Annotated in this window: 9 protein-coding genes; 3 read left to right on the top strand and 6 right to left on the bottom strand. The window is 72.5% G+C overall.

The window, feature by feature from the left end; all coding sequences use genetic code 11:
• Positions 1 to 30: 30 nt before the first annotated feature.
• Positions 31 to 1326 carry a serpin family protein gene (locus tag WMF17_RS06990; protein ID WP_437601175.1) on the bottom strand — a complete coding sequence of 432 codons (1296 nt, stop codon included), beginning with the start codon at positions 1324 to 1326 and terminating at the stop codon, positions 31 to 33.
• 163 nt (positions 1327 to 1489) lie between these two features.
• Here WMF17_RS06990 and WMF17_RS06985 point away from each other — a divergent pair, with 163 nt between their 5' ends.
• Positions 1490 to 1975: a gluconokinase gene (locus tag WMF17_RS06985; RefSeq protein ID WP_437648723.1), complete on the top strand. Its 486-nt coding sequence runs from the start codon at positions 1490 to 1492 to the stop codon at positions 1973 to 1975.
• 51 nt (positions 1976 to 2026) lie between these two features.
• Here the strand turns inward: WMF17_RS06985 and WMF17_RS06980 are convergent, their stop codons facing one another.
• Entirely contained in the window at positions 2027 to 3508 is a 1482-nt protein-coding gene (locus tag WMF17_RS06980) for a hypothetical protein (protein WP_437648722.1), read from the bottom strand.
• Positions 3509 to 4023: 515 nt separating this feature from the next.
• Here WMF17_RS06980 and WMF17_RS06975 point away from each other — a divergent pair.
• Positions 4024 to 6489, top strand: coding sequence for a GAF domain-containing protein (locus tag WMF17_RS06975; RefSeq protein ID WP_437601172.1), 2466 nt, complete (start codon positions 4024 to 4026; stop codon positions 6487 to 6489).
• Positions 6490 to 6980: 491 nt separating this feature from the next.
• Here the strand turns inward: WMF17_RS06975 and WMF17_RS06970 are convergent, their stop codons facing one another.
• The 3 genes from WMF17_RS06970 to WMF17_RS06960 all read right to left on the bottom strand — a co-directional run bounded on the left by WMF17_RS06970 (position 6981) and on the right by WMF17_RS06960 (position 12033).
• Positions 6981 to 7208: a hypothetical protein gene (locus WMF17_RS06970; RefSeq protein ID WP_437648721.1), complete on the bottom strand. Its 228-nt coding sequence runs from the start codon at positions 7206 to 7208 to the stop codon at positions 6981 to 6983.
• Between the two features lie 1007 nt (positions 7209 to 8215).
• Positions 8216 to 10357 carry a response regulator gene (locus WMF17_RS06965; RefSeq protein ID WP_437648720.1) on the bottom strand — a complete coding sequence of 714 codons (2142 nt, stop codon included), beginning with the start codon at positions 10355 to 10357 and terminating at the stop codon, positions 8216 to 8218.
• Between the two features lie 560 nt (positions 10358 to 10917).
• Positions 10918 to 12033 carry a prephenate dehydrogenase/arogenate dehydrogenase family protein gene (locus tag WMF17_RS06960; protein ID WP_437601169.1) on the bottom strand — a complete coding sequence of 372 codons (1116 nt, stop codon included), beginning with the start codon at positions 12031 to 12033 and terminating at the stop codon, positions 10918 to 10920.
• 495 nt (positions 12034 to 12528) lie between these two features.
• On the opposite strand from WMF17_RS06960, the gene WMF17_RS06955 reads away from it, so the two are divergent.
• Positions 12529 to 17610 (top strand): AAA family ATPase, encoded by a 5082-nt coding sequence (locus WMF17_RS06955; RefSeq protein WP_437601168.1) that lies wholly within the window; start codon positions 12529 to 12531, stop codon positions 17608 to 17610.
• Between the two features lie 22 nt (positions 17611 to 17632).
• Here the strand turns inward: WMF17_RS06955 and WMF17_RS06950 are convergent, their stop codons facing one another.
• On the bottom strand, positions 17633 to 18190 hold the full coding sequence (locus tag WMF17_RS06950) for a cytochrome C (protein ID WP_437601167.1): 558 nt from the start codon (positions 18188 to 18190) through the stop codon (positions 17633 to 17635).
• Between the last annotated feature and the right edge of the window lie 92 nt (positions 18191 to 18282).

Below are 18282 nucleotides of genomic sequence, written 5' to 3'. Positions count from 1 at the left end.
GCGGCGCCCCGCCCCGGCGGGCTCGGCGGTTCAACCGGACGGGTTGACCACGCGGCCGACGAACAGGATCGCGCCGGTCGCGTGGTCCCGGATGAGGAAGAGGAACGGACGGTCGAAATGGATGGTGGCGGGCTCGGGCGCCGACGTCTCGCCGATGACCACCGCCGTCGCCGCCGCCGCCTCGGTGCCCGCCTCGTTCACGGTGACGAACGCCTTGTGGAGCACGTCGCTGATGGTGAGCCCGCCTTGCCCGTTGATCCCCGAGAAATCCGCGTGGCCGGAGAAGGCGATGGGCATCCCCAGCTCGGTGAGCGGCGGGACGAGATCGAGGCTCGACTCGATCTCGAACCTCGGCAGCGTCATCGCGACGCTCCGCGACCCGAGCGAGGCAAGGACGCCATCGAGCCGCTCCCGGTCGAGCCCCGCCTCGAAGCCCCCGAGCTCCGACGGGAGCACGAGCACCATCGACAGCTCGCCGCCGTCATAGGGCATCTCCAGCGCCTCGTAGCCATCGCCCTCGCCATAACGGACATGCGCGTTGCCCGTCATCATCGGCACGGAGACGGTGGAGCCGTCCGCCAGCGTGAAATCGCCGGGGGCCGTCTCCTCCTCCTCGAACGGAAACTGCCATGCTGCGTTGAAATAGATGGCGTTCGTCAGCACGAGCCGGGTCCCGGGCTGGATGGCGCCTTCGGGCAGGATATCCTTGATGCGGTCCTCGGTGCGCTCGGCCACCCAGCCGTTGATGATCCTCCGCGCCTCCCCGGGCGCCTGGACGAAGTCGACGACGTGCAGCCCGGCCCCGTAGCTCTCCGCGAGCACGTCGAGGAACTGCGGCGCGAACGAGGAGCCGACCTGCCCCCAGATCGCATTGGCCACGTTGAGCCGGAACCCCTCGCCGTCCTGCCCCTCGGCGCCCTCGCCGCGGCTCGCGAGCGCCAGATCCAGCGCGTTGAACGCCGGATGAAGCCGCTCCTGCGGCAGGGAGAAGCGCAGCGCGCGCGCCATCTGCTCCGCGGTCTCTCCGCGCGCGCCGGCGTACGTCATCGCCAGCGCGCTCGACACGCTGTACGGCGAATAGAAGAGGTTGCCCGGCCCGGCGCCGACCTGACGATAGAGCTCGAGCGCAAAGTCCGTGTTGCCGGAGGCGAGCGCCTTGGCATCGGCCTCCGGCACGTCGGGCTCGCGGATCCGCTGCTTGTCCGAGGCGACGACGCAGCCCGCGATGTCCGGATCGCTGCAACCGGACGGCGAGGGCTGCGGCGCCGGCCCGGTGCCGTCAGAGACGCAACCGGCGAAGATCAGGGAGAAGGGCAACAGGACCACAGAGATCGGAGGCCTACGCATGCGCCCGGCTCAGCAGGGGGCGTGCCGGCCCACCGTGGCGCGAGCGCCGGCAGGCGGTGCATGGGACGGAGCCGCGCGTGATAGGATGCGACCCCGCCATGCGGAGAGCCGGAGAGACAGCCCTCGGAGGGGCGCGGCGCCTGTGATCGCGATCGTGATGGGCGTGAGCGGCGTCGGAAAGACGACGGTCGGGGTGCGCCTCGCGCGCGAGCTCGGATGGGAGTTCATCGACGCCGACGACCTCCACCCCGCCGCCAACGTCGAGAAGATGCGCTCCGGCAAGCCGCTCGACGACCGCGATCGCGCGCCGTGGCTCGCCGCGCTCTCGGCGTGCATCCGCCGGCTCCTCGACGAGGAGCGCGACGCCGTGCTCGCCTGCTCGGCGCTCAAGGCGGCCTACCGCGCGCAGCTGCTCGTCGACCCCGCGCGGATGCGCCTCGTGCACCTGACCGGCGATCCCGCGCTGATCGCCGCGCGCCTCGCGGCGCGGACGGAGCACTTCATGCCGCCCGGCCTCCTGACGACGCAGCTCGCCGCGCTGGAGCCGCCGGAGGACGCGATCCGCGTCGACATCGGCGGCGCTCCCGAGGAGATCGCCGCCGACGTCCGCCGCGCGCTCGGCCTGTGAGCCTTGTCCGCCGCGCAGCGCCCGCGCGGGACCGCAGCGCCTGCGCGCGGGTCAGCGCGATTCGGACAGGCGGGACAGGAAGAGCGCGCCCTGCTCGCTGGAGAGCTCGTCGCCCCCCAGCGCGATCGTGCCCCGGAACCACCCGGCCAGCACCGGCCGCTCCCACGGGTCCATCTCCAGCCCGGAGACACGGACGTCCGCGCCGAGACGCTGGGTCCACTCCTCCTCCCCGCTCGGGCTGAGCCCGGCCGCCCACGCGCTGCACGACGCCGGATCATCCGCCGCCTCGCACAGCGCATCGCCGGCCAGCACCACGCCCTCCTCGCTCGCCGTGACCTGGCGGGGGCTCTGCGCGTCGAAGCGCTTCACCCAGAGCACGTCGCCGTTGTCGTCGAGCTTGGCCACGAACGGCCGCGGACCGCCCGGCAGATCGGGATCGCCGAAGACGCCGCTGCCGGAGAGCAACGCGGCGCCGCCCGGAGCCACCGCGAGGTCGAACGCCATCTCGAGCTGATCCGACGAGCCGCGGAACCGCTGGTGCCACTCGAGATCCCCGCCGTCGTCGAGCTTCGTCACGAACGTCGCCGAGCCGCGCCCGTCCTGGCTCGCGAGGTACACGTTGCCGTTCTCATCGACCTCGATGCCGATCTCCTCGCTGTCCGATCCGCTCGGCGGGAAGCTGACCCACGCGACGCTGCCGGAGGCGTCGAGCCGGACGACGAAGGCGCCGATCGCTCGCCGCTCGATCCGCACGCCGGCGACCTTCGCCGCCCCCTCGAGCCTGCCGAGCACGAGCGCGCCGCCGTCGCCGTCGGCCGCGAGCGCCGTGCCGCTCAGGATGGCGCCCTCCTCCGCGGTGATCTGCGCCGCCCAGCGGGTCGCGCCGTTCGGGCCGAGCTTCGCGACGAACAGATCGGCGCCCGAGGGCGACGCCGCCGTGAGCCGGCGCGTCCCGAGATCGACGGTGCCGGAGAACTCGCCGAGCACGAGCGCGTGGCCCCCCTTGCCCGCGGCGACGTCGATGGCCCCCTGCGCCACGGCGTCGCCGAACCGCTTGCCCCAGAGCGGATCGCCGCACGCATCGAGCTTCGCCACGAAGGCGTCCGCCGCGCCCGCGCTCTCCAGCCGGGTGTCGCCGAAGCGGAGCTCGCCCTCGAAGGAGCCGGCCAGCAACACACCGCCCGTCGGGTCGATGGCGAAGCCGCGCAAGGTCGCGCTCGTGACAGGAAACTGCCGGCTGAACGGGCGCCGCCGGCAACCCGGCTCGGCCCGCACGCCCGCGCCCGGCTCCCCCGCGCCGGACACGCTGCGGCCGCGTTCGACCGCGGCGTCCAGACACACGCCGTCGGGGTCAGCTGTCCCCGTCCCGCACATTCCGGAGGGCGATCTGTGCTCCGCGTTCGCCCCCACCGGCGCGACGGCGTCGCGCCCCGGCTCGCCCTCCGCCACGCCGCCCGCAGCCCCCGAGACACAACCAGCTCCGCAGCAGATGACGCCACAGAGCGCGCCCAGCGCCCCCAAGACAGACCGCATACCGCATTCTCCTCTCCCGCCTCGACGCGGGCAGACTGGAAACACTGCAGGTTGTGGACCATGACCCTTCCATTTCAGACTTCTTGGAAGTACAAAAACCTCAGTCTTTCTCGTTGCGTGCGTGCTCATCCGGGACGGCGACGCGCGATCGGCCAGAGCCGCTTCTTGCCGTGGCGGAGACGCTTCCGCCGGAGCGGCTAGCCAAGGCCGCGAGCGGGGCTCGCGCCGGACCGCGAGGCCGAGCTCCTCCAGGCGTGGCGCGCGCAGCCCAGGAAGGCCGGCACACTGCCACAGTAGCGCACCCCTGCCCACTTGGGGTAGAATGCTATGCACGGCTCCGGTGGACGTCGCGCCGCTGGAGGAGCCCGTTGATGCGGGCGACGGCCCCTCCATGATCCCCTATCCATCTACGATCACGACGGAGCTCCCAGCGAACGAAGGGGCCACCGCGCGGACACCCGCGCCGGCGCCGACCTCGCTGCGAGCGCCCCCCCGCGATCGCCTCGGAGATGGCGATGAAGCTCCTCTACACATCGGCTGACGCGCGCTCCGCGCAGCACCTGAACCTCGGCGCGCCCCTGACCGTCGAGCCGCGCGCGCGCGCGGAGCTCGCCGCGATGAACCTCACGGCGGGCCGCAGAGCGAAGGAGCGGGGCGCGCCCCCCGCGGCGGCCGACTTCTTCGAGGCCGGGATCTCGGCGCTGCCGGACGGGAGCTTCAAGCAGGACCACGAGCTCGCGTTCTCGCTGCACGCGGAGGCGGCCGAGTGCGCGTACCTCGGCGGCCAGATCGAGCGCGCGGAGTCGCTGCTCGACGTGCTCGCCGCGGAGGCGCGCTCGGATCTCGAGCGCGCCCGGGCGTACGAGCTGCGCATCGCGCTGTACACCACGCAGGGCCGGCTCGACGAGGCGCTGGCGCTCGGGAAGACGGCGCTCGCGATGCTCGGCGTCCCCCTCCCCGAAGAGGGGCCGACGCGGAAGGCGGCAGCGGAAGCCGAGCTCGCGGCGGCGCGCGCCGCGCTCGGCACGCGCCGGCTCAGGGACCTGCTCGACGAACCCGAGACGTCGGACCCGAGGACCCGCGCGGCGCTCCGGCTCCTCATGACGCTGACGATGCCCGCCGCGCTGATCTGCCCGCCGCTCTGCACCTTCATCGCGGCCAGGCAGGTCAACCTGTCGCTGGAGCGCGGGCACAGCGGCGCTTCTCCGTACGGCTACATGGCCCACGCGTGGATGACCGCGCGGGTGCTCCGCCGCTACGACGAGGCCTACGAGCTCGGCGAGCTCGCGCTCGAGCTGAACGAGAGGGCCGGACAGGACGAGCTCTCGTGCCGGCTGCGCCTCGTGCTCGGGGCGCACATCAGCGTCTTCACCAAGCACCTGCTCTCGAGCCTCGACCTCTTCAAGGAAGCCCACGAGGCGGGGCTCACGGCCGGCGATCTCACGTACGTGGCGCAGACGTGCGTCCACACCGCCCTCGTTCGCTTCGCGCTCGGCGACGAGTGCGAGGCGGTGCGGGCCGAGGTCGACGGGTTCCTCGCGCTGGTGCAGCGCGGCCGGGAGGAGCACGCCCTCGCGGCGCTGACCGGGGTGCGCCGCGCGCTCGACGACCTGATGAGCGCGGCGCCTGTCGGCGCGTCGCGCGCGCCGGAGCCCGTGGTCGACGAGGCGGCCGCGGCGTACGAGGAGAAGCTCTCGGCGCCGGCCTATGGCGCCGTCGCGTTCATCCACTGCGCGCTGCGGCAGCAGGTCTGCTTCCTGCTCGAGGACCACGAGGGAGCATTGCGAATGGGGTCGCTCGCCGAGGCGAAGATGCCGGGCGGCGTCGACGATCACCTCGCGACCGAGGTCGTCTTCTACACATGCCTCACGCTGCTCTCGCCCGCGCTGTCGCGCGGCCGGCAGCTGACCCCCATCTCCGTGCCGAGCTACAAGGACCGGCTCGCGGCGTGGGCGGAGCGGTGCCCGGACAACTACCGTCACAAGCACCTCCTCGTCCGCGCGGAGTCCGCGCGCGCCGCCGGCGAGGAGCTCGCGGCGATGAAGCTCTACGATCAGGCGATCGAGGCGGCGAAGGTGAACGGGTTCGTGCGCGACGAGGCGCTCGCCAGCGAGCTCTGCGCGAAGTTCCACCTGGCGAGCGGGAGGGAGCGGATCGCTCACGTCTACATGACCGACGCCCACGAGGGTTATCTGCGGTGGGGCGCGACGGCCAAGGTGCGACAGCTGTCTCGGAAGTACCCACACCTCGTGGCGCGCACCACGCTCTTCGGGCAGGCGAGCCGGCCGCCGGAGGCCGCGCCCCCGGCGAGCACGCAGCGCCCTGGCTCGATCGATGCGTTCGCCGTCCTCCGCGCCTCGCGCGCTCTCCACGGGGAGCTCGCCCTCGAGCGGCTCTTCGAGCGGCTCCTCCGGCTGCTGCGCGAGAGCACCGGGTCGCGGCGCGCCGTGCTGCTCCTCGCCCGCGACGGCGCGCTGACCGCCGAGGCCGAGCTCGCCGGCGAGGCCGAGGGGGTCCGCTTCGGAGCGGGGACGCCGCTCGAGCGCATCGCCGATCTCGCCGCGAGCGTCGTTCAGCACGTCGCGCAGACGCAGCAGCCGGTCGTGCTCGCGAGCGCAACGGCGGACGAGCGGTTCGCGCAGGACCCCTACCTGATCGAGGCCGGTCCGCGCTCGATCCTGTGCCTCGCCATGACGCACCAGGGGCGCCTCACGGGCGTGCTCTACGCGGAGAACGACGCGGGCACCGGGGCGTTCCGCGCGGCGCAGCTCGAGCTCTGCGGTCTGCTCGCGTCGCAGGCGGCGGTCGCCGTGAACAACGCGCTGCGCCACGGCGAGGCGCAGCGCGCCGTGAGCGATCTCCGGCGCTGCAACGAGGCGCTCACGTCAGAGGTCGCTCGCCTCACCGAGGAGCTCCGCGCCAGCAACCGCGAGGCGGAGAGCCCCTGGAGCGAGCTGAGGCGCTGCAGCGACGCACGGTAGATCCGCGGTGCACGGTCAGCCCTTTGTCGTGCCGAGCTGCCCGACCCGAGGAGACGCTGCTCGTCGCGCGGTGAACTGGATTGCTCCGGCCTAGGATCTCCATGGATCCTGGGACGCGCTGGACAACGCAGCGCCGGTTCCCCGCGGCGGAGATCTCATCACGGAGCCATGACGCGGGAATCAGGGCGGCCGCAAATGATGCGTAGTCCGGGAGCTGCGCGCCGGAGCTCCGTCCGAGACGCGTCGAAGCGTGAAGACGGCGCCGCAAAGCAAAAGAGACGCGCAGCAGCGCGAAAGAGGCGTGTTGCTGCGCGAAAAGCGCGTGGCAGCGCGGCAGCAGCGCAGATGGCGCCTGGCGCAGCGCCCCCCAGACCGGATAAGCCGGTGCCGGAAGGTACATGATCTGGGATGAAAGTGCTCCGGATCTCACGAAAAGGAGGGAAGACGCAAAGCATCTTCCGTCTCCCAACCTTTCCGTGATCCCCTTCGAGCTAAAGCAGGGCCGCTCCCCCGCCCCCCGCATTGCGGATCGGGCGAGGGAAGCGCATCAACGAGGCGTTCGCCTCAGGCGCCGCCCTCACCAGCGCCGCCGGCGCCGCCGGCGCCGCCCTCGCCAGCGCCGCCGGCGCCGCCCTCACCAGCGCCACCGGCGCCGCCCTCGCCAGCGCCACCGGCGCCGCCCTCACCAGCGCCACCGGCGCCGCCCTCGCCAGCGCCACCGGCGCCGCCCTCACCAGCGCCGCCAGCGCCGCCCGTACCGCCGGCGCCGCCCGTGCCGCTCGCCGACGAGCTGGTCGTCGTCCCAGCGGAGTTGGTGTCACCCTCATCATCGCCGCATCCGGCGCCAATCATCATGGTTGCGCCAAGCAGCAGCGCGCTTGCAAAGATGCTCATCGAAGCTTTCATGTATCGTTCTCTCCGTTGGGTTGTTCCCCCCCAAAGAATTGCCGGTACAGACCCGAACCGTTTACCGCTCCACACCGCCACGGCGACTCAATCCACGCCAAAATCGCGCAAATTGTGCGCTCGCGAGCTACACGAGCGCTCACACCATGTGATGGTTCGATGTCGGTTCGTTGGTGATTCCGTTATCGTGGATGATAGGCCACCATACTGGATTACGCAAGCTTTTTGTCTCACTGCATCATCGTTGCATGTGGGTGGCCCACCGCGAGCACCTGCCGGTCAAGCACATTCGCCGACGTGCGCCCAGGCGCACGTGAGGCATGAAAGCGACGTTGCTTGACGCGGCGTCCGCTATAACGGACAAACCTCCAGAGGTGAAGCCCCTTGAGCCAAAGCGTGCTCGCGTGATCGACGTCGAGGAGCAGCGCCGGGGCCGCGCAGCACGCATCCACGGCCCGGCCGCGGTGCGGGCGCGCTTCGTCCGGCTCCCCCGTGCGGGGTTGGCCTCCCGTCTGGCCCATGAGGACATGTTGCGCGGAATGCAGTGCAAGTCCCAGGCCTACCGCCCGTCGCGCCCCGGGCGCCCCGCACCAGGGTCGCTGTCCTACGGATGAGCCCGCGGACGCCCACGAGATCAGGCGCCCGACCCGGCAGGGGACAAGACGCGATATCCCGCTCGGGCTCGCTCGGGCGCAGCGTTCGAGATCAGATGGGATGCGCGAGCGAGAGGGGGCGCCCGGGCAACCGGCGCTCGCTCACCGGACCCCCGTCGCTCGCTCACCGGTCGACAGGGGGAGAGCGCCCTCCGCTCCCTCGACCCTCACGGGTTGATCTCGTCGCCGGGGCCTCGCTCCCGGGCGCAGGTGAGCTCGCCGGCGCGGGCTCTGGCCGCGAGGCTCGCCACGGCGGCCACAAGGGCGGCGGGCTCGATCGGCTTCGTTGCGTGCATGTGGAAGCCGGCGTCGAGCGCGCGCTTCTGATCCTCCTTGCGCGCATAGGCCGTCAGCGCCAGCGCAGGCAGATCGCCGCCGGCGTGCGGCGGGCGCTGCCGGATGATGCGGATGAGCTCGTAGCCGTCCTCGCCCGGCATGGCGATGTCGCTCACGAGCACGTGCGGGCGGGCCGCGCAGAACGCGGCGAGCGCCTCGCTGGCCGAGGCCACGGCCGTCACCTCGGCGTGGTGCTGCGAGAGCACCTCCTGGAGGAGCTCCCGGGCGTCCGCGTCGTCCTCGACGAGCAGGACGTGGAGCCCGCCGAGATCGAACGCGGCATCCGACGACGCGAGCGAGCGCGAGCGCGCCTCCTTCATCGACGCCGCCAGCGAGCTGCGCTCGACCCCGCAGAGCGGGAGCCGGACCACGAACGTCGACCCCCTCTGCAGCCCTGGGCTCTCGGCCACGACCGAGCCGCTGTGGGCCTCGACGATGTGACGCACGAGCGACAGCCCGATGCCGAGCCCCGCGTGCGTCCTGCGGCTCGTGCTGTCGGCCTGGCGGAAGCGCTCGAAGACGAAGGGCAGGAAATCCGGCGCGATCCCTTCGCCCGAGTCGCGCACCGTGAGCTCCGCGTAGGCGCCGGCCCGCCGGAGCGAGACGAGGATGTGGTCCCCGGGACGCGTGAACTTGAGCGCGTTGAACGTGAGGTTCGAGACGACCTGCTGGAGCCGATTCACGTCGCCGTTCACCTCGATCACGGGGTCGAGCGAGACGTCGATCGTGAGCCCCTTCGCCTCGGCGGCTGGACGGATCGCGTCGATGGCGATCTCCACGACGGGCGCGAGCGCCATCGGCGCCGCGCTGATGCGCAGCTTGCCCGTCGCGACCCGGGAGACGTCGAGGAGATCCTCGATGAGCTTCGTCTGCGCGGCCACGTTGCGCTCGATCACCTCGAGGCCATGCGACACCCGCTGCTCGTCGAACGGCTCGCCGCGCAGGAGGTGCGTCCAGCCGAGGATCGCGTTGAGCGGGCTGCGCAGCTCGTGGGAGAGCGTGGCGAGGAACTCGTCCTTCAGGCGGTTCGCCTCGCGCGCCTCGGCGTGCACGCAGTTCTGGATGGCGATGGAAGCGAGCTGCGCGAGCTGCACGAGGACCGTCTCGTCGTCATCCGAGAACTCGCCGTCGTGCCGGTCCGAGAGCTGGATGGTCCCGATGTTCTGGCCGTCGGCCGCGGTGAGCGGCACGGCGAGGTACCCCCGCGGCGGCGGCCTCTGCCCGGCGTCGTCCAGCCACTCCGGGTGCTGCGAGAGCTCGCGCTGCGTCATCCGGAGGGGCCTGTTCCTGCCGCACACGTGCGCGCACAGCCCGCCGGCGATGGGGGGCGGCGCCTCCTGCTGGAACGTGGCGTACCGCTCCGAGAGCGACACCGCGGTCCGCGCCCGCTCTCCGGGCTTCTCCAGCTTCACGAGCGTCATGGCATGATGGGCGCAGCCGACGTCGCGCGCCGCCTCCGTGATCGCCGCGACCATGGCGTCGAGCGACATGGCCGAGTTGATCGTGAGCGCGGCGCGGTTGAGCCGCTGGAGCTGCTCCGCGTGCGCGCGCAGCGACTCCGCCTGGAGCCTGATCTTCTGTGTCTTCTTGGAGAGGTCGACGAAGACAGACACCTTGGTGCGGAGGACCTCGGGGGCGAACGGGGTCATGATGTAGTCGACCGCCCCGAGCGAATAGCTGCGCTCGACATACGCGCGATCGTTGTGCGCCGTCAGGAAGATGATCGGCGTGTGCAGCGTGCTCCTCCGCTTGCGGATGAGCGTCGCCGTCTCGAACCCGTCTATCTCCGGCATGTTGATGTCGAGGAGGATGACCGCGAACTCCTCCTGCAGAAGGCTGCGGAGCGCCTCCCTGCCGGACGCCGCCTTGACGATGTTCTCGCCGAGCGGAGCGAGAACAGCCTCCAGGGAGAGGAGCTGCTCAGGCCTGTCGTCAACGATCAGGATGTTGACCCTGCCTACTTCTGCCCTCATCCCGCGTCTCCTTGCCCTCCTGCCCGGCGTCAGCGCCGCGGCCCACCTCGCAGCATCCTCAGGCGCCCCCGACGGCGGTCGAGCGCGCGCGGCCCCCGCTCCTGCCGCCGGCCCCAGAACGCTCGGCCTCCTCGGCATGGCCGCCCGGTTGATCCATTCCAGCCCTCCCTGAACTGCACTGACGAGCCCGTATCGTAGTCTACGCGCCGTCGTACCCGCGACCCAGGGGTCACCTGCAGTGCCAATAAGGGAGCTCCCGATGCGGCGCCATGATCCCCGAAAGGCCGACCGTACACCGAAGCGCGCCGGCGTGGAAAGGGATTTCGCGGCGCCATGGAGCGAGCGCCACCTCATTGGAGAGGCCGTGAGGGAGATCGCGAATCGAGAGAGAGGCCACGGAGGAAATCGATGCGAAACGCGATGCAACAAACGATGCAAGAGCGGACGCGAGGACCGACGCGACAGGCGCGTAAAGCAGCGCGGTTGTTGTTGACGCTCTCCGTGTCCGTCGCGTTTCCGTGGTGTGGAGTTTCTCCCGCGCTCCGCGCGCCGTCGCCACGCTAGGTGGAGGAGCGCCGCTCCTGCAGGGAGCGCGAGTGCCGGAGGATCACCTCGAAGACCTCGGCGATCCCGTCGGCGTCGAGGCCGAGCTCGACGGCGCGGCGGCGGCGCGACTCCATGAGCCGCGCCTCGCGCACGGGATCCCGGACCGCAGCGCCGATCGTGGCCTTGGCGCGCGCGGCGCGCTGGACGAGCTCGGACCGGCGCGCGAGCAGGTCGACGAGCTCCAGATCCAGCTCGTCGATGAGCTCCCGCGTCTCGCGGAGCTCGGGGGAGAGCGAGCCGAGATCGGGGATCGAGAGCGCGGCGAGGTCCTCGGGCGCCGCGTCCTTGGTCGGGACATCGAGGCTGCGATCGACGGCGACGAGCGCGCTGATGAGGCGGCGGCGCGCCTCGCTCGCGAAGGGGTTCTCGCGGTGCAGCGCGGCGAACAGGTGCCCCGCGTCGACGCGCACCGTCTCGATCGTGTGCGCGATGCCCTGGAACGAGGGCGGCGCGTACGGCGCGCCGGCGGGCACGCCCGCGTCCAGCATGCCCTTCGCGATGAAGAACGCGAGCGCGTGCGTGAAGGCCATCACCCGGTCGTGCTCGTCCGGGGCCTGCTCCAGCACCTGACACCCGATCCGCTCGAACAGCGCGACCACGCGGCGCACCGCGTCCGGATGGACCGGGTTAGGACAGACGACGGCGCGCAGCGGGCGCTCGCCGCGGGCGAGGCTCGCCGGGCCGAAGAGCGGGTGCGTCGCCACCCAGGGCCGGTCGGCGCCGAGCACCTCGGCCATGGCGCGCGCCGGCACGGTCTTCACGCTGCCCACGTCGGCCACCGCCTGCCCCGGCGCGAGGTGCGGCCTCAGCGAGACGAGGGCCTCGTGCATCGCCGGCACCGGGACGGCAACGAGCACGAGGTCCGCGCCGTCCACGAGCTCCGCAAGCGAGGCGGCCCGCACGGCGCCGTGGATCTCGGCGCCAGGGTCGAACGCGCGCACCGCGATCCCCGCGTCGCCCAGCAGCGACCCGAGCGCCGCGCCGAAGCGGCCATACCCGAGGAATGCGACCTTGCCTATGCGCGCGGGCGGAGCGGAACCGCCCCTGGGATGTGGGAGAGAATGCGGCATGCGGCGGATACTACGACGGCCGGTCTACGCCGATGTCACGTTTTCTCGACGCCGGCGCGGGGACCTGCGCGCGTGATGACGCCTGCGCCCGTGGGCGATCGGGATGGCCTTCCGGCTTCTCCATGCCTGCCCTGCTCCGAGGCGGCTGCGCCCCCTCGGCGAGGATCGGAGGCGCCCTCGCCGGAGGCGTGGCGCGATCGGCGCCGGCTTACTTGAGGTGCGTCCATCGAAGCTCCCCGGTGTGCGCACCGGCGCCGGGCAGCCGCCCACCCGCCGGACATGCGCAGCCTCATCCTAGCACCTTCGCTCGCTGGATTGATCGAGGAGCAGCGCGAGCAGGAGCGGGCCACGAGGACCGGACGGGAGGATCGAGCGCCCGCTCCACGACGTTCGCTCCGACGACGCCGGGTCGTATCCTGAGGCCGAGGATTTCCCGGCTCGCGCGCACACACACCTTGTTTTATATTCCCGTGAATTGCGCGAGGGGGAACGCGTATGACTCGGGCGGAAGCGACCCAGGTCCACCGCTGCGGCCGCTTTCTGCTCCGCAGGTTGACGGTCGCCGGCAGGACGGTCGTGCAGAAGACCGTCCGCGGGAGCCATCCGGCCCCGGGCGCGGCGGCTCTCCTGCTGCGCGAGCACGCCTTCCTGCGCCGGCTCGACGTGCCGGGGGTCGCGCGGCCGCTCGCGCTGGAGGGCCCGGAGAGCGCGCCCGCGCTCCTCCTCGAGGACGCGGGCCCCGAGGACCTCGAGCGGCGGCTCGCCCGAGGGCCGCTCGCGCTCGACGCGTTCTTCAACATCGCCGTCGCGCTCGCCGACACCTGCGCGCGCATCCACGCGGGCGGCGTCGTCCACCGCGCGATCGCCCCCAGCCGCGTGGTCCTCGGCGCGGACGGGCAGGTCACCCTCGTCCACTTCGTGGACGCGGCCGAGCTCACGAGCGCGCCCGGCGCCGTGGAGATCGAGAAGCTGAAGGCGCTCCCCTTCCTGTCCCCCGAGCAGCTCGGGCGCACAGGCCGCTTCATCGACGCGCGCTCGGACCTGTACGCGCTGGGCGCCACGTTCTACGCCATGCTCATCGGCGCGCCGCCGTTCCAGGACCTCGATCCGCTCGCGCTCGTGCACGCCCACATGGCGAGGAGCCCCGTGCCCGCGCACGAGGTGAGCCCCTACGTCCCGGCGACGCTGTCCGAGCTCGTGCAGCGGCTCCTCGCGAAGATGCCGGAGCTGCGGTACCAGAGCGCCGAGAGCCTCGCCCAGGACCTGCGCGAGGCGCGGAGGCGATGGCTCTCCACCGGCGACATCGCGCCGTTCGAGCTCGGCCGCCTCGACCTCGCGCGGCGGCTCCCGCTGCCCGAGCGCCTGTTCGGGCGCGAGCGCGAGCTCGCCACGCTTCACGGCGCGCTCGCCCGCGCGTCGGAGGGCCGGACAGAGCTCATGCTGGTGACCGGAGAGGCGGGCATCGGAAAGACCGCCCTCGTCGAGGCGCTGCAAAGCGCCGTCGCCGAGCGGGGCGGGCGGTTCATCGAGGGGAAGTTCGATCTGCGCGCCGCCAACGTGCCCTACGCCCCCCTGACGGAGGCGCTCCGCGCCCTCGCGGCCGCGCTCCACGCCGAGCCGGAGGACAGCCGCGCGCAGCTCAGGGACGCGGCGAGCGCGCCATGCCGCGCGCTCGCCGCGCTCTGCCCGGAGCTCGCCGACCTCCTCGCGGGGGCGCCCGAGCTGCCCGCCGTGGATCCGATGCGCGCGGAGAGCCGCTTCCTGCTCGCGATCCAGGACTTCGTGCGCGCGGTGGCCGGCCAGCGGCCGCCGCTCGCGATCTTCCTCGACGATCTCCAGTGGACGGACGCCGCGTCGCTCCGCGTCCTGCACGCCCTGGCCGTGGATCCAGGCAGCCGGCACGTGCTGCTGATCGCCGCGTACCGGCCGATGGAAGTCGGCCTCATGCACCGGCTCCACGGGACCCTGGAGGAGCTCCGGCAAGCCGGGGTCCCGATCACCCGCCTGCCGCTCGGCCCGCTCGACGCGCGAGCGATCGTCGCGCTGCTCGCCGACGCGCTCCGCTGCGAGCCGGAGCGGGCGCGGCCGCTCGCGGAGCTCATCCTCGCCAAGACCGCCGGCAACCCCTTCTTCGTCCGCCAGCTCCTCCGATCGCTCCAGGGGAAACGGCTGCTCTGCTTCGACGCGAGCCGCTCGACGTGGACGTGGGACCTCGGCCGGATCGAGCGGGTCGGGGCCACCGACAACGTGGTCCAGCTGATGGCGGAGTCCGTCCGCAAGCTGCCCGAGGAGGCGCAGGAGCTCCTGCTGATCGCCGCGTGCATCGGCAGGCGCTCGGAGCTCGGGATCGTCGCGGCCGTGTCGGGCCGGTCCATCGACGAGACGATCGCGTCGCTCGGCCAGGCGCTCCGGGAGGGCCTCATCCTGCCGGACAGCGCGCGCGAGCGCGGCCGGGAGCTCGCGATCCGGTTCGCCCACGATCGCGTCCAGCAGGCCGCCTACGAGCTCGCGCCAGCGGAGCGGCGGAGGCAGCTGCACCTGGAGATCGGCCGCTTCCTCGAGGCCTCCTGCGGAGACGGGGTGGAGAGCGCGCTGTTCCACGCCGTGGACCAGCTGAACCTCGGCCCGGCTCCGCTCGACGCGGAGCAGCGGGGCCGCCTCGCGCGGCTGAACCACCGCGCCGGACTCAAGGCGCGCCGCGCCGCGGCCTACGGCCCGGCGCTCGCATACTTCCGCAGCGGCCTCCGTCTGCTGCCGGAGGGCGCCTCCCGCTCGTGCTACGAGCTCTGGTTCTCCCTCCACCGCGACGCGGCGGAGTGCGCCGCGCTGACCGATCAGCACGCCATGGCCCGCGCGCTCGTGGAGGAGGGGCTCCGCCACGCGGCGTCGATCCCCGAGAAGGTCGATCTGGAGGCGCTCCGGATCATGAGCGCGACGATCACCGGCGAGCACGATCTGGCGCTCGGCTGGGGGCGCGACGCGCTGCGCGCGGACTTCGGGGTCGAGCTGCCCTCGGCGGATCTCGACGGGGCGATCGCGGCGCAGCGGTGGGCCATCGCCGGGCACGTCGCGGCGCGCTCGCCCGAGTCGCTCGTCGACCTCCCCCGCGTGACCACGCCAGGAGCCCGGGCCCACATGAAGCTCCTCGGCGAGCTGGTGGCCCCCGCGTGGTTCGCGGACCGGAAGCAGCTGCTGCTCCTCACCGCCCTCGGCGTCCGCTTCGCGCTGGAGCACGGCAACTCGAGCGAGGCGATCCTCTCCTACGCAGGGCACGCGCTGCTCCTGGCGGCCGAGGGCGAGCTCCAGAGCGCCCAGGGCTTCGGCCGGCTCGCCGTGGAGCTCGCGCGGAGGTTCGAGGATCGCGCCCAGGAGACGATCGCCCGGTACATGTACAACGAGTTCGTTCACCCGTGGATCGCGCCGCTCGCGTCGAGCGCGGGGCCGTTCCGCGAGATCATCGCCCTGGGCCTGTCGTCCGGCGAGCTCCGCTTCGCCTCGTACGCGCGCACGGGGCTCGTGGAGCACTCGTTCGCCGCAGGGGTGGAGCTCGATCGCGTGCTGGTCGATCTGAACGACGCGCTCGCGTTCAGCCGGCAGACTGGCAACAAGTCGACGCTCCTCCACCAGCTCGCCTACCGGCAGACCATCCGGTGCCTCAAGGGGCTGACGAGGAGCCGGAGCCTGGCCGATGACGCGGAGTTCGACGAGCGGGCCTTCCTCGAGGCGGCGCAGAGGGAACCGTCGACGATGTGCGTGTATCAGATCGTGCGCCTCCAGGCCTCTTACACGTACCGGGACCTGGCCCAGGCCGCCGCGCACGCCGACGCCGCGGTCCCGTACATGCACTTCCTCGGCGGATACATCCCCGAGTGCCAGCACGCGCTGTATGCCGCGCTCACGCTGCTGTGGCGGTGCGACGAGGCCGACGCGCGAGAGCGGGCCGCGCTGCTCGCGCGCGTGGCCGACCTGCATCGCGTCCTGCAAAGGTGGGAGTCGGGCTGCGCGGAGAACTTCCTCCCGCGGCGCCTCCTCGTCGACGCAGAGATCGCCCGCGTCGAGCGCAAGTTCGAGCTCGCCGGCGCGCGATACGACGAGGCCGTCGCCGCGGCGACGCGCGGGGGATTCCTCGATCTCTCGGCGCTCGGCAACGAGCTGGCCGGGCGCTTCTACCACGGGCTCGGGCGGGCGCGGATCGCGGCCCTGTACCTGCGCGCCGCGCGGCAGGGGTTCGCCCGCTGGGGGGCCTCGGAGAAGGCCCGCGCGCTCACGGACGAGTTCGGGCTCTACGGGCCCTGCGAGGAGCCCGAGCTCGTCGAGGAGCGGCTGCCGGCGGTCGCCCTCGACGCGCTCAGCCTGCTCAAGGCCGCCGAGACCCTCTCCGGAGAGATCGTGCTCGATCGGCTGCTCGAGAAGCTCCTGGGCGTCTGCCTGGAGGCCGCCGGCGCGCAGCGCGGGGCGCTCGTGCTCGAGGAAGAGGGGGAGCTCTTCGTGCGGGCCCTGGGGTCGGTCGCGGCCCCGGTCTCCATCGAGCGCACGCCGCTTTCCCGGTCGCGCGAGGTCCCGCGGCGGGTCGTCGAGCACGCGCACGGAGCGCGGGAGCTCCTCGTGATCGACGACGCGGCCTGCGAGCCGGAGCAGGGCCGCGATCCTCACTTCGCCGAGGGCGGGTCGCGGTCGGTCCTGGTCCTGCCCATCCAGCGGAAGGAGGCGCGGCTCGGGGTGGTCTACCTCGAGAACAACCTCACCACGCGCGCCTTCACGCGCGACCGCGTCCGCGTGCTGGAGCTCCTCTCGGACCAGATCGCGATCGCCCTCGAGAACGCCCGCCTCTACCGCGAGGCGCAGCGCGCCGTCTGCGCCCGCGACGACTTCCTCAGCGTCGCGTCCCACGAGCTCCGGACGCCCGTCACCTCCCTGCGCCTCGGCCTCCAGGCGCTGCTCCGCCGGAGCGGCCACGCGCCCGAGGATCGCCTCGGGCGCGCCCTGCACCGGATGGATCGGCAGGTGCAGCGGCTCGCCCGGCTGATCGACGATCTCCTGGACGTCTCGCAGCTCCACAGCGGCCGGCTGGAGCTGCACGTCGAGCCGGTCGACCTCGCGGAGGTCGTGGACGAGGTCGTGGCGCGGCTCGACGAGCGCGTCGCGCAATCGGGCTCGCTCGTGAGCGTGCGCGCCGAGCCCTCCGTCGTGGGGTCGTGGGACCGGAGCCGGCTCGAGCAGGTGGTGTCGAACCTGCTCGACAACGCCCTCAAGTTCGGCGCGGGCAAGCCGATCGAGATCACGGTGGCGCGGAAGGACGGCACGGCGGAGCTCGTGGTGCAGGATCAGGGCATCGGGATCCCGGCCGGGCGACTGCCCCACGTGTTCGAGCGGTTCGAGCGCGCTGTGTCGAGCCGCCACTTCGGGGGGCTCGGGCTCGGGCTCCACGTCGTGAAGAGCATCGTGGAGGCGCTCGGCGGCGCGGTGCGCGCGGACAGCCGCCTGGGCGAGGGGGCGCGGTTCACGGTGGAGCTGCCCTGCGAGCCCCCGGCCGCGAGCCGGACGGCGCCGGCGTCGCTCGACGCCCTGCGCCCCTGACGCGCGCCGACCCGAGGGGCCGCTACGGCCTGCGCCCCGGCTGCTGGGGGACCATGAGGATGTACGGCGTCTCCGGCTCCTGCCCCGGTGGCACCGCCGTCGGCGCGAGGGCGCCCTTCGCGCCGAGGCTCCGGATGAAGCGATAGATCGCCACGAGGTCGCTCTCGTGCATGGTGGCGTAGTTGAGCCAGGGCATCGGCGGGCGGCCCGCGGCTGCGCGGAACATTTTCACCCAGGCGTCCTCGCCGAGGTCCTGGACGGAGAGTCGGAGATTCGCCGCGTAGCTCGTCCCCCACGGACCGCGGTAGCCGATGTCGTTGCCCGTCAGCCACTCCGAGGCCGGGAGCCTGCCGCTCGATCTGTCCCAGCCCGGCGTGTGGCAGTCGTTGCACCCGCCCACGAGGATCAGGTACCGGCCGGCCTCCTCCGGGCTCACCGCCGTCACGTGCGGCGAGGCAGGCGGCTGGGCACAGGCCACACAGCCGATCACCGCCGCCACCGCCGCGCCCGGCAGCCCGCGCACAGCCCAGCGCGCCGCGCGCGCCCGCGCGGCGGCGGAGGACCTCGATCCAGCGCGCATCTCGCTCTCCTTCCCGGCCATTGCATCCGTCGTGCAGCGCGCATACCGGGCCGCGGCGCGGCGCGGGGCGGAACGCGTCCGCCGCCGTCGGA

It is taken from the genome of Sorangium sp. So ce362, from assembly GCF_051519845.1.
GTDB lineage: Bacteria > Myxococcota_A > Polyangia > Polyangiales > Polyangiaceae > Sorangium.
This window is presented reverse-complemented; position numbering and strand designations above follow the sequence as displayed.

Coding starts and splice junctions, on each gene's coding strand:
- WMF17_RS06980 (WP_437648722.1), bottom strand. CDS start 3,508: ATGCGGTCTGTCTTGGGGGCGCTGGGCGCGCTCTGTGGCGTCATCTGC.
- WMF17_RS06975 (WP_437601172.1), top strand. CDS start 4,024: ATGAAGCTCCTCTACACATCGGCTGACGCGCGCTCCGCGCAGCACCTG.
- WMF17_RS06965 (WP_437648720.1), bottom strand. CDS start 10,357: ATGAGGGCAGAAGTAGGCAGGGTCAACATCCTGATCGTTGACGACAGG.
- WMF17_RS06960 (WP_437601169.1), bottom strand. CDS start 12,033: ATGCCGCATTCTCTCCCACATCCCAGGGGCGGTTCCGCTCCGCCCGCG.
- WMF17_RS06955 (WP_437601168.1), top strand. CDS start 12,529: ATGACTCGGGCGGAAGCGACCCAGGTCCACCGCTGCGGCCGCTTTCTG.
- WMF17_RS06950 (WP_437601167.1), bottom strand. CDS start 18,190: ATGCGCGCTGGATCGAGGTCCTCCGCCGCCGCGCGGGCGCGCGCGGCG.